The sequence below is a fragment of the Pyrofollis japonicus genome, from assembly GCF_033097485.1.
In the GTDB taxonomy this organism is placed as follows: domain Archaea; phylum Thermoproteota; class Thermoprotei_A; order Sulfolobales; family Pyrodictiaceae; genus Pyrofollis; species Pyrofollis japonicus.
On the sequence record NZ_AP028634.1, the window covers coordinates 375,261 to 387,360 of the forward strand.

Annotated in this window: 13 protein-coding genes; 7 read left to right on the top strand and 6 right to left on the bottom strand. The window is 43.8% G+C overall.

The features are described from left to right. Positions 1-61: 61 nt before the first annotated feature. Entirely contained in the window at positions 62-721 is a 660-nt protein-coding gene (locus SBG41_RS01855) for a potassium channel family protein (protein ID WP_317895848.1), read from the bottom strand. A gap of 43 nt (positions 722-764) precedes the next feature. Between SBG41_RS01855 and eno the strand changes: the two genes are divergently transcribed. The 5 genes from eno (at position 765) to moaC (ending at position 4,860) form a co-directional block, all read left to right on the top strand. Beyond that, on the top strand, positions 765-2,108 hold the full coding sequence (gene eno / locus SBG41_RS01860) for a phosphopyruvate hydratase (RefSeq protein ID WP_317895849.1): 1,344 nt from the start codon (positions 765-767) through the stop codon (positions 2,106-2,108). A gap of 67 nt (positions 2,109-2,175) precedes the next feature. Then, complete coding sequence (locus SBG41_RS01865; protein WP_317895850.1) at positions 2,176-2,754, top strand: hypothetical protein; 579 nt, start codon at positions 2,176-2,178, stop codon at positions 2,752-2,754. A gap of 75 nt (positions 2,755-2,829) precedes the next feature. After that, a complete protein-coding gene (locus SBG41_RS01870; RefSeq protein ID WP_317895851.1) occupies positions 2,830-4,068 on the top strand; it encodes an ORC1-type DNA replication protein in 1,239 nt (412 codons plus the stop codon). A gap of 2 nt (positions 4,069-4,070) precedes the next feature. Then, positions 4,071-4,349 (top strand): helix-turn-helix domain-containing protein, encoded by a 279-nt coding sequence (locus SBG41_RS01875; protein WP_317895852.1) that lies wholly within the window; start codon positions 4,071-4,073, stop codon positions 4,347-4,349. A gap of 49 nt (positions 4,350-4,398) precedes the next feature. After that, positions 4,399-4,860 carry a cyclic pyranopterin monophosphate synthase MoaC gene (gene moaC, locus SBG41_RS01880; protein WP_317895853.1) on the top strand — a complete coding sequence of 154 codons (462 nt, stop codon included), beginning with the start codon at positions 4,399-4,401 and terminating at the stop codon, positions 4,858-4,860. Here the strand turns inward: moaC and SBG41_RS01885 are convergent. Both SBG41_RS01885 and SBG41_RS01890 read right to left on the bottom strand, forming a co-directional pair. After that, positions 4,849-6,297 carry a replication factor C large subunit gene (locus tag SBG41_RS01885; RefSeq protein ID WP_317895854.1) on the bottom strand — a complete coding sequence of 483 codons (1,449 nt, stop codon included), beginning with the start codon at positions 6,295-6,297 and terminating at the stop codon, positions 4,849-4,851. The genes moaC and SBG41_RS01885 overlap by 12 nt on opposite strands. 24 nt (positions 6,298-6,321) lie before the next feature. Beyond that, the gene (locus tag SBG41_RS01890; protein WP_317895855.1) at positions 6,322-7,311 is read right to left on the bottom strand and encodes a replication factor C small subunit; all 990 of its coding nucleotides are present in this window, start codon (positions 7,309-7,311) and stop codon (positions 6,322-6,324) included. Between the two features lie 149 nt (positions 7,312-7,460). On the opposite strand from SBG41_RS01890, the gene SBG41_RS01895 reads away from it, so the two are divergent. Together SBG41_RS01895 and mcm are read left to right on the top strand one after the other, a co-directional pair. Further along, positions 7,461-7,958, top strand: coding sequence for a DNA replication complex GINS family protein (locus tag SBG41_RS01895; RefSeq protein ID WP_317895856.1), 498 nt, complete (start codon positions 7,461-7,463; stop codon positions 7,956-7,958). Between the two features lie 121 nt (positions 7,959-8,079). After that, on the top strand, positions 8,080-10,173 hold the full coding sequence (gene mcm / locus SBG41_RS01900) for a minichromosome maintenance protein MCM (RefSeq protein WP_317895857.1): 2,094 nt from the start codon (positions 8,080-8,082) through the stop codon (positions 10,171-10,173). A 23-nt stretch (positions 10,174-10,196) separates the two neighbouring features. Here mcm and SBG41_RS01905 read toward each other — a convergent pair whose 3' ends face one another. The 3 genes from SBG41_RS01905 to rsgA form a co-directional block, all read right to left on the bottom strand. Next, positions 10,197-10,481: a hypothetical protein gene (locus SBG41_RS01905; protein ID WP_317895858.1), complete on the bottom strand. Its 285-nt coding sequence runs from the start codon at positions 10,479-10,481 to the stop codon at positions 10,197-10,199. A gap of 181 nt (positions 10,482-10,662) precedes the next feature. Further along, positions 10,663-11,238 (bottom strand): NTPase, encoded by a 576-nt coding sequence (locus SBG41_RS01910; RefSeq protein WP_317895859.1) that lies wholly within the window; start codon positions 11,236-11,238, stop codon positions 10,663-10,665. A 22-nt stretch (positions 11,239-11,260) separates the two neighbouring features. Next, positions 11,261-12,079 (bottom strand): GTPase RsgA, encoded by an 819-nt coding sequence (gene rsgA, locus SBG41_RS01915; protein ID WP_317895860.1) that lies wholly within the window; start codon positions 12,077-12,079, stop codon positions 11,261-11,263. Positions 12,080-12,100: the final 21 nt, after the last annotated feature.

Consider the following 12,100-nt stretch of genomic DNA (forward strand, 5'->3'; position numbering starts at 1 on the left):
TATTCAACTATAGTCATCAATAGGAAAACGTTGTCTAACAAGCTGGCCCAGCCTCACTGAGTTATTTAAATGCTCTTATGAATTCGTCTAGCTTATCCTCTCGAACAAGTGCAATTATCTGGTAACCGGAGCGCAGTCTTATAATTTCACCCGGGTCATGAAAACTTTCTCCATCAAATACTGATATTATTCTTGCAGCTTCACGTGGATAATCTATTTCCTCCAGAAGCCGTCCTTCAACGCTGCTTCCTTCACTTATGGTAATTGAGATGAGACGATAGTTTCCGGCAAAGACCGGGACAAGGTCTACTGCACTATATTTTCCCTCGAGAACGCCTTCTATGACAGATCCTACAACCTTAGGTTCGACGACAACATGTTCTGCGATTCCAATGCGTGAAGCTATTTGTGCGATTCTACTATCTCTTACTTTTACTATTATTCGTTGCACTCCATACTCTCTTGCCATCATAGCTATGAACAAGTTTACTTCATCTTTATTCGTGACAGCTAGCACAGCATCAACTGTTGCTATGTTAACTTCCTCATATACAGAGGGGTCTGTGGCATCTCTTGCATATGCTTCAACATCGGCCTGCTCGGCTATTTGACGTGCTCGGTTCTCGTCCTTGTCAATGACTATTACTTCATGGCCCTTTTCTGATAGCCGTTTAGCTAACAATGAGCCAAGCTTACCAGCTCCTACAACAAGCACCCGCATTTTTGTAGCCCGCAGCTATAAGTCTGTAAGGTGGTGTACGAAAATGCTTCCCGCCGAAACATTCGAAGAATACTTCATTGAAGCTGTTCGTGGTAGACAGATCATAGATTCGCGTGGAAATCCAACCGTTGAGGCTGAAGTGTTTACAAGAGGAGGGGGCTTTGGAAGAGCAGCTGCACCCGCAGGGGCCTCAAAGGGGCTCCATGAAGCTCTCGAGCTCAGAGATGGGGGGCCCGAGTATGGTGGTAAGGGGGTAAAGCGAGCGGTCTATAACATCAACTACATTATTGCTCCGCGCCTCATAGGGCTAGATTCTAGAGAGCAAAGACTAATTGACTTGACTATGATAAAGCTAGACGGTACACAGAACAAGTCTAGGCTGGGCGCGAACGCCATTGTCGCTGTCTCTCTTGCAGTTGCAAAAGCTGCTGCCAACACAGCTGGATTACCACTTTATGCGTATCTAGGCGGAAGTGCAGGAACTTTCGTCCTACCAGTCCCACTAATGAATATAATTAATGGAGGCGCCCATGCCGGCAATGAGCTTGCAATACAAGAGTTCATGATTGCGCCAATAGGAGCAGATACTTTCAGTGAAGCTTTGAGAATAGCTATTGAGGTTTATCAGTCTCTGAAGCTATATCTTAAGGAAAAATATGGACCCGTGGCAATAAACGTTGGAGATGAAGGCGGTTTTGCACCACCCATGAAAGAGACGAGGGAGGCGCTTACAGCTCTTATTGAAGCAATAAAGAGGGCCGGCTATGAACCCGGCGTCGATGTAGTTCTTGGCCTGGATGCTGCCGCATCCCATTTCTACGATAAATCGTCAAATACCTACCATATAGACGGGAAAAAGCTCAATCCTGATGACCTCTTAGAATACTATATTAGTTTAGTGGACGAATTTCCCATAAGAAGTATAGAGGACCCCTTCTTCGAGGAGGACTTTGGGCATCACGCTGAGCTGACACGAAAGATCGGTAGCAAAGTGCTTATTGTAGGTGATGACTTGTATGTTACTAATTTAAAGAGGCTCGAGAAAGGAATAGATACAAAGGCAACTAACGCAGCACTACTTAAGGTTAACCAAATAGGTACGCTAACTGAGGCATTCGACTATGCAATGGCCGCGTTACAGAACTCGATGAAGGTTATTGTGAGTCATCGCAGCGGTGAAACAGAGGATACAACTATATCGCACATCGCCGTCGCTTTAAGAGCGGGATTAATAAAAACCGGAGCGCCAGCAAGAGGTGAACGCACAGCAAAATACAATGAACTCTTAAGAATAGAAGAGGAACTGGCCGGAAGCGCCATCTATGCTGGTCGAAAGACATATGGGAATATTGTGAAAATATTCACTGCAGCACTAGATCTTTTCTAGTAGCACTGTAGGTTAGCTAAACTATTCCTAATTTATTTTATTGCTTTACAGATACAGGTGAAGATTAGTGAATAAACAGAATAAACGATTATCATTAATAGCCATTGCGAACAAATGGCATATAGAAGAAGCTGAAGAAGAGCTAGGTGATGCCCTATATCGTGTAGACCCGGCGCTATACATAGAACGTGATCCCAAGTACCCGTTACTATACGTATTTACTAACATCCCACCAGTTAGGGCGTTTTATCTCGCTATAAATGAACCGCCTGCATATATTGAAAGGCTTGTTCCTGTCCAAGAGCTTTTCAAATACAAGATAATAGTTAAGGACAAGAATAGTATTTTATTCAGCACAGATTTTTTAGATATACTTTCCAGACAATTTAGAATAAAATGTGAAGGAAAATGCATGGTAGAATGCCGTCCAAGAAATATGTATATACTAGTTGCTAAGACTTTTGATAAACGCACTGCTAGAAAATATCTAGAGAAGAAGCTAGCTTCAATTTTAGGCACAAAACTTGATAGAAAAGCCGAGATGTCATTAATAATTGAAGATACCAGATATGGAATTGTTGCTGCTCTCATGCGAAGGGGGTATGATCGTGTTCGTACATGGCGTGAGAAGAGATTGCAGTATTGAATCACACGATTTTAAACCTACCGAAAAAATGATATACGTAATACCATGGCTATCTGCCATGGGTAGACCGAAACTATGCCTTCAACACGTGACCTCATTGAAAGTATACTAGAACGGCCATCTGTATTCAAAAGCCGAGAGAAGCTATATCCGGAGTACGTGCCACCCTATCTACCTCATCGAGAAGAACAGCTCAAGGCCCTGGCAACTTATTTTAGACCAGTACTCCTTGAACCGGGTACTATATCGCAGCGAGTATTACTTGTAGGAAGCATTGGTACGGGAAAAAGCGCGACCGCACGGAGATTTGGACAAGACTTTAAGCTTCTGGCGCGGCAACGCGGCCTCAGAATGGAATACGTGCATATAAACTGTCATAGAGATAGGACTTTATATCTAGTAGTACAAGAGATAGCAAGGCAGCTAAGAATACCCATACCACCTAGAGGCTTATCTGCTCAAGAAATGTTCCAACTTATACTAAAGCAGCTTGAAAATAAAAATATGTATGCAATTATAACTCTAGACGAATTTGATTACTTTATTGAGGTTGCTGGAAACGACGCCGTCTACTTTCTTGTTAGAACATACGATGAGCACCCTGAACTAACAAAGAGAATTAGCTTTATGTTTATAACACGGGGATTAACGAGCCTAAGTAGACTTGATACTGCAACCGAGAGCTACCTAATTAGAAACGTCGTACATTTCAAACCATATACTAGCTCGGAACTCTTTGACATATTAAAGTATCGTAGCAGCGAAGCATTTTACGAAGGAACAGTGGGAGACGACGTACTTAAATACATAGCAGAACTTGTCGGCGCAGACACCGGTGGTAGTGGAAATGCGAGACTTGCGCTCGAGATACTCCTCCTAGCAGGCAACGAAGCAGATAGCGAGGAGTCACCAATGGTTACAATAGAGCACGTGCGAAGAGCATTCACTAAAACCAATCCCAATCTCTCTGTAATGATAAACGATGTTATAAAGCATCTTCCACTCCACGAAATGCTTATCCTTTTAGCCATAGTAAGATCGCTTAAGGCAACCTCAGAACCATATGTACGCATAGGCGAAGTTGAAGAAGAGTATCATAGAGTATGCGAAGAGTTCAAGGAAACACCAAGAAAGCATACCCAAGTATATGAATACATAATGGATCTTAAGAAAAGAGGAATAATAGAGGCCAAGGTTTCCGGCAAGGGATATAGAGGGAAGAGCACACTTATAGGAATAAGCATCGGCCCCTTAGACCATCTCGAAAAATACATTGTCGAACTAATTGAGTATCTAAAAGGAGGCCAACCATAACCATGAGAGACGAGAGAAATGATTTTGCAGAAATCCTGGGAAGCAAGGGAAAGACCAAGATACTACTACTGCTTGCGAAACATGGACAATTAAACATAACAAGAATTGTGAGATACTCGGGTCTTCACTACAATCTCGTAAAAAAGCATCTTGAAGACCTCTTATCACTAGGACTCGTTGAAGAACAACGTATTGGCAAAATACGTATTTTTAGCTTAAAATTTGATAATCCCAAAGTGCCGCTACTCTTAGAGCTAATAAGATCGCTTGAAGATATATAACGTGTTTTAAAAGTCCTTATACATTATTCTAGTCTCCTAGGTAGATAGCATGAAGCCACGAATGGTAGATATATCAGATAAAAAGATTATTTACCGTGAAGCAGAAGCTTATGGCAGAATTCGGCTTAGCGAAGAAACAATAAAACTAATAAATGAAGGAAAAATTGAAAAAGGTGATCCCCTCCAAGTTGCAGCAATTGCAGGCATAAATGCAGCAAAGCTAACGCCTTATTTGCTGCCCATGTGCCATCCTATTGAGATAACGAATGTCGATATAAGATGCTCTATAGAGGATGAGACACACGTAGGCTGCAGAGCTAAAGTGAAGGCTATTGCACGCACAGGTGTGGAAATGGAGGCACTAACTGCTGTGACAATAGCCCTACTGAATGTATGGGACATGGTTAAGAAATATGAGAAAGATGAGAAAGGACTATACCCGCGAACTAGAATCGAAGAGATAGTTGTTAGTTCTAAGATCAAGAAAGACTTAGAAAACTTAGATCGGTAATGTTGTTTGCGTACCTCCCCCTCTTTTACGGCGTCTACTTGTTCTCCTTTTCGCTGTTCGCCGTGACGATGATGTGTACTCCGAAGATGCTTCTCCCTCAGATGCGACTGTATAAGTAGCAGGCTTTGTTGGATGAGATGATACCGTGGCGGGCTTTTCCGCACGCAATAAGAGCAAGTTGATATGTTCCTTTACTGCATTATACATGGGCCCTGCAAGGTATTTTATCATATTATCGGTAAGGTTGTAGCCCAGCGCTAATCGTGCTGCGTAGTCTGGTCTCTCGCGGAATATGATCATTAAATATGGTAATACCTCTCGTTTCACAGTTGCTTTAGATGTGTGAATTCTTTTAGCTATAGTTTCAGCAAGTGCCTCACGTATTTCACGAGTTTCTTTTGTTTTTGCAAGCATCATTATCTTCTGTGGAAAGCTGTACTTTGCCCATCTAAACTTGCTCTTTTTGCGCGCAAGGGCTACACCAGGCCCTGCAAGGTCAAAAACGTATGATAGTAAATCCCATGACATGGTTTTCTTTATTCTTCCAAGGTATATATCAGCTCGTGCCAGCGATTCAAAGGCACGCCAAACGTCCTCAAGGTCTGTATACTGGTTTGGAATATTTTCATTGATCCATTCAAGAATGGTATCGTAATCTAAATCAACGTGCGTAATAGCTCTTTTTGCTTGCCATGCATACTTTGACATAAATAGGCTACGAAGCATTTCCCACGGCGTATATTGTCGGTCACGAGATACTACGAGGTTTCTCACTAGGTCTACTGTTACTCTTCCATACCCTTCTGCGATTGCTTGCAAATCGTTAATCGCGGAACGTAGATCTCCTTCAGCGCGTTGCGCTATAAGTTTTAGCGCATCATCTTCACATTCGATTCTTTCTGCTGCGCATATGCGCTTCAATACTTGGATTATATGGCGTTCACTAAGTCTATTAAAAGGTATCATTAAGCTCGCATCCCGAAGAGGCTTAAGCTTTTGATCCCAAGGATCATTAGCAGTCATGACTATTGGGTGCCTTGTTACTCTAATTAGCTCAAGTATGGCATCAAGGCCTCCCTTGTCAGCTGTCCCAGATATGCCGTCAACTTCGTCAAGCAATATTATCTTTCGCCTTCCAAAGAGACTCATTTGCGTCGCAGCTATCTTTGCAACTCTTTCTATATCTTCTTTTCTTCTGAAGTCCGATGCATTCATTTCTATCAGTTCTAAGCCATACTCGTGTGCCGCCGCCTCCACCAAGCTCGTCTTACCAACGCCTGCAGGTCCATAGAAGAGCGCTGCTTTCTTTTCGGGAGGGCGGCCTTGGAGCCACTGACGGAGCCACGGAATGAACTTTTCCTTAGCCTGGTCTTGATTAACTACATCAGCTATCTTCTTAGGCCTATACTTTATAACCCAAGGTATTCGATGACTCAAAAGAATTTACCTCCTGCTCAGAAGCTAAGCTGATCCTACCCCTCGCAGTTTTTGACCTAGCAGTGTTAGCCAAGCAAGGAATGCACTTAGCTGTATCTCGTCGTCAGCACCTTCTACAAGCCGGAACTGTATCTCACCAGCGTAATCTGCTATCATGACTCTTAGCTCTTCAGGGAGCTTAAGCTCTTGGCTAAATATTTCTCTATGTATCTGCTTAATTACATCAACTCCGCTAAGCCCATAGTTTATCATTAATTGGCGTAACTGGTCACGAGCTTTTTGGAACTGACCATCAAGTGCAAGTTTTATCATTTCACGTATCTCGCGTGGATGCGCGAGTCCAACAACCTTGTAAACAACATCAGGAGTTACTTTACCTAAGGCTGCAGCAGCTTGTAATATGTTAATAGCCCTACGCATATCGCCTTCACTTATCTCGTATATAGTCTCAAGCCCCTCCTCCGTATACTGGCACTTCTCTTGCTCACATATCCACTTTAACCTAGCAATAACATCTTCTTTCTTAAGAGGAGTAAACCTAAAGACTGCGCAACGAGACTGTATAGGCTCTATTATCTTGCTCGGAAAGTTTGCTATCAGTATGAATCGCGTCGTTGTTGTATACATTTCCATAAGCCTTCTCAGTGCTTGCTGGGCATCAGCAGTCATATTGTCGGCTTCATCAAGGAGCACTATTTTAAACGGGATGCCTGGCGGTGTCCTGCTACGAGCAAACTCTTTAACCTTCGTTCTTATAGTGTCTATACCACGTTCGTCGCTCGCATTGAGTTCAAGCATATACTGTTGATAGTTCTCTCCATAAAGATCGTGCGCAAGCGCATGAGCAGCAGTTGTCTTACCAGTACCCGGCGGTCCAACGAAGAGCAGATGAGGCATGTTCTTTTCTTCAACAAATTTCTTAAGCCTTTTCACAATCTCCTCTTGATTAACTATTTCGTCTAAACTTCTTGGCCTATACTTTTCCGCCCATAATAACTCAGATATACTTGACATACTCGCTAACCCAACTAAGACCTAGTAGAAATTAAGGCCTATTTTAGGGCAACGAGCCAAGCTATATGTGGAGGGGGAGAAACATTAACGTTCTAGAAACTAGGTTAAAGTTATTTGAGCTCCAATACTTTCTAAGGCCTACTCGTGTAATGGTTATCAAAGATTCAAAGAACCTCTACATTGATGGACAAAGCATAGAATTACAAAAAGGCGTAGAAATAGAGATTCCATATTGGCTTGCAACTCAACTTGTAAAGGAGGGACTTGTGAAGATTGTTGAATCCCCTCTCAGCCTTGAGGACATTGCAAGAATACACTTCTCAGTAATCTCTGCGAAAACACCATCAGATCTAGAGCAGCTACCCCAGTACTTTTACCAGGAAGCAAAAACGGTTATCCAAGAACTCGGGGAACGTGCTAAGAAGGAGCTTGACCCAGCACTTCTTGAAGAAAGGCATCGGATGCTACAATACCTTGTAGAGATAATCGATAAGAGACTGACAATACTGCTACAAAGCCTCCGTAGTCCGACAAGCATAGCAGAAATAACTTCCCGGCTAACTCCAGAGGAGGAGGCCCTACTAAACCATCTTAGCAATGCGTTAAAAACATGGCGCGAAAAAATTCTACCAAGGGCAACCGTTTAGAGCATAATTTTAGCGATAGACTTGATTATGCATATCGCATCGTGGCTTATAATAGCAATAAGCCGTGAACAAGATAAGGGGTATTAATACCGGGATATGTCTGGTCGGGGTACCAGCCAGCATGCAAAGTATACCTGGGCTTGCTGAAGAAGCGGTTATTGATGCTAGAGAGCGTTTTCATGAGTTTCTGCGAAGCTTTAGAGACCGCAATGGCAACTATAAGTATAGAGAAAGAATACGCCAAATGATAACTATGGGTCAAAAAAGCCTCATCGTTGAGTACAATGATCTCTATATCTTTGACACGAAACTTGCAAGACTGCTAATAGAGCGCCCCGATGAAGTTCTCCGACAAGCAAGCGAAGCGCTAAGAGAGTTTATTGAAAGCGAGGCACCCGAATACGCTGAAGGCATAGACAGGTTCTACGTACGCGTAAGAGCGCTACCAAAAACCATCCCCCTAAGAAGGCTTCGCAGCGAGTACATAGGCAAGCTTGTAATGCTTGAAGGCATACTTGTACGAGCTACGCCTATAAAGGAGAAAATAACGAAAGCCGTGTTCATGCACTGCACACGAGAGCAAGGATGTCACGAATTCGAATGGCCACCCGAAGGCGAACTCGTAGGCGAGATTCTTGAAAAACCGCCAGCCTGTCCTGTCTGCGGAAGCTCTAGTGGAACCTTCCGCCTCATACCAGAGAAATCGAAGCTAATTGATTGGCAGCGCATTGTCCTACAAGAAAGACCTGAAGAGATTCCCCCAGGTCAGCTTCCGCGCAGCATAGAGGTTGTATTACAAGATGAGCTTGTTGACAGTGCACGCCCTGGCGACAGAGTCACAATTGTCGGCGTTGTAAGAGTTAGGCCCGATACCGCGAAGAAAAGAGCAGTCTATGATCTCTACATAGATGCGATTCACCTGGAAGTATCTCAAAAACTCTTAGAGGAAGTAATAATTACCAGGGAGGATGAGGAACGCATTAAAGCACTTGCACGAGATCCCTGGATCCATAAGAAAATTGTGGCCAGCATAGCGCCTGCAATTTATGGGCACTGGGACATTAAGGAAGCGATAGCGCTTGCACTATTTGGCGGCGTTCCGAAAATTACGCCAGACGGTACTAGGATTAGAGGAGATATTCACGTACTCATTGTAGGCGACCCCGGTACAGCCAAGAGCCAGTTGCTACAATACGTCGCACGAATAGCCCCCAGAGGCATATATACAACGGGCAAGGGCGCAACCGCTGCCGGTCTAACAGCAGCAGTCATACGAGACAAATCAACTGGCGAGTATTATCTCGAAGCAGGAGCCCTGGTACTAGCTGACGGCGGTGTTGCAGCGATAGACGAGATAGACAAAATGAGGGATGAAGACAGAGTAGCGATACACGAAGCTATGGAGCAACAAACTGTTAGCATTGCAAAAGCAGGAATCGTTGCAAGGCTTAATGCACGGACAACCGTGATAGCTGCAGGAAACCCAAAGTTCGGTAGATATTTGACAAACCGCACACTAGCAGATAATATAAACTTACCAGTTACAATCCTCTCAAGGTTCGACTTGATATTTATCCTAAAAGATAAGCCAAATCCTGAAGAAGACCGACGCGTGGCTCGCCATATCCTGGAAGTCCACAAGGATACTGAGAGGGTTAAACCCGAGATAGAGCCCGAACTCCTAAAGAAGTACATAAGCTATGCCAGAAGATATGTAAGGCCCAGGCTATCACAAGAAGCAATCCAGCTAATAGAGGACTTCTATGTACAGATGAGACGGATGAGCCTCGAATCATCAGATGGAGCCATACCAATAACCCTTAGACAGCTAGAAGCGCTCGTACGCCTCGCTGAAGCCCATGCACGCATGGCGCTAAGAGACGAGGTAACCGTTGAAGATGCCGAGGCCGCAGTGAGGCTTATGAAAGCCTTCCTGGAGAGCGCGGGTCTTGACATAGAGAGCGGAAAGATAGATATAGATATAATTATGACGGGCAAGCCGAGAAGTAAGCAAGAGAAATTCACAAGAATAATGGAGATAATAGAACAGCTAGAATCAGAAAGCGAAGAGGGGTGCGCAAGACTCAAAGAGATACAACGCCGCGCACTAAGTGAAGGCATAGAATCAAATATCGTTGATGAAGCCATTAGAACCATGAGGCGCGACGGCATAATATACGAAAAGAGTATTGGATGTTACGCGATAGTGAGGTAGGCTAAAACCAAATTATTACAGTATTACTTGCCTTCTTCGCTACTTTCTCCCTCGAAAAGCTCCAGACAGCCCTCCTTCTCCAGCCTTAGCCTCCACAAATTAACCGGCATCCACATAATCCAGGCAGGTATTCGCTTTATGAACTCGTATGCTTCCTCCCACGTCTCCAGGCCAAGTCTTTTTGCTAGTTCTTCTAGGCTCATAGGCCTATGAAGATATTCATGAACAATTTCAAGTATCTGAGGCGTTATAAAGATTTGCTTCTCTCCTATGGTGACAATATACTCCTTGCACTTTTCGCTCGCCACTTTAACCTACCCCGTCTAACCAGCACCTAAGAGACCGAGACTTTTAACCTCATCTAGTCTTAGAGGCGGCGGTACCCGGGGGCGGAAGTTAAATGCTTGCACATCATTTTTCAGCGCTGGAACGCGCGGGCATCCCGCCATTATATTATGTTTTAGGGGAGAGTAACTCCCGTTATGAATTTTAATCTATAGAATGTCGGGGCTTGTCTCTTTGTCTTTCCGCAAGAATGTTCTTAGTCAATGAATAAATCTTATTGACAAGCTGATCTCTATTCTCAAGCGTTACTTCAAACCAATATCCATATCGACGCAGCAAGGGTGTAATTATTTGATCTGATAATCGATAATGTGCTACAAATATACCCGGCTTGAGGCTCTTAAGGACTCGAAGTATCTGCGATCTTATTCCTCGGAGCCTCAACTCAATAGGGCCTATCTCGTCTATAACAACAAGGTCGGCTTTATCCGAGTTACGGAGCGCTTCTTCAACAACCTTCTCGGCTTCATAACACGTAGTGTATCTTCCAACTCGGGGACCATCACATCCTGAGATACGGGCAAGCCATCCTCGTATGGTTCCATCAATGCTTGTTATTTGAAAACCTATACGTTTGCCTCCTTCACGTACCTCGGGACAGTAAAATCCAGCAACACGTATGCCGTCATGAACTAGTTTGCTTACTACGCGTTTAACTAGTGTTGTCTTACCTACGCCTGGGCGACCAGTTATTACTATGAAGACCTTGCTAGATGACATTTACTCCCTCCTTGTTCTAGCACTAGGATTTTGCAGCCTTTCTTTGTTTTTGTAAAAGGTATTCTTCGGGCGGTACATAGAAGAGTAGTTTACCTTTATGGTAGTCACGTATCACAGTTCTAGCCGCTTCCTCTATTAATGGCTCGCCATCACTCTTATAACGCCATCCACGCTTAATTGCTATGAGTTCAAGTATCTTATAGGGATCTGTCTCAGATATGCCATAAGCTTCTACAACGCTGTTCGGATTATATTCTAATGCACGCTTGAGTAACATAACTGCCGGCTTTACGGGATCACTTAGCTGTTCAGGGGGCCGCCCTCTTATTATTGACTCAAGAGGGCCTCCTTCAATAGGTATAACGCCTGGCGTGTCTATCATGTACAGATTCTCGCCTATTTTGTATAGTTGTGCATGGGTAGTATAGCCAGGACTCCCTGGAATTGGACTTGTAGAAGCGCTATGTCTCCCTTTTAAGGCATTTATTATAGTTGACTTACCGGTCTTAGGGAACCCCACTACTGCAACTATTGTAGGCGTGACATCGGATACCTCTCTTATAGCTTTACGCAGCTTCCGCGTACCCTTATGATCTCTTGCCGCCATGTAAACGGTTTTGTATCCTTGATCCTCGAATATTCTCTTCCACTTCTCAGCTACATCACGAGGTACAAGATCGCTCTTGTTAATCACAATTATCAGTTTCTTACCCATACCCTGCACTATTCTCTCAAGGCGCTTACTTCGCGTCGATAAAGGGTCCCGTGCATCAACGACTTCTAGTACCACATCTGCTCTACGTATAACCCATATTAGTGAACGCCACGATGCAAGTATCAATGCAATCTCCCATAAAGACTC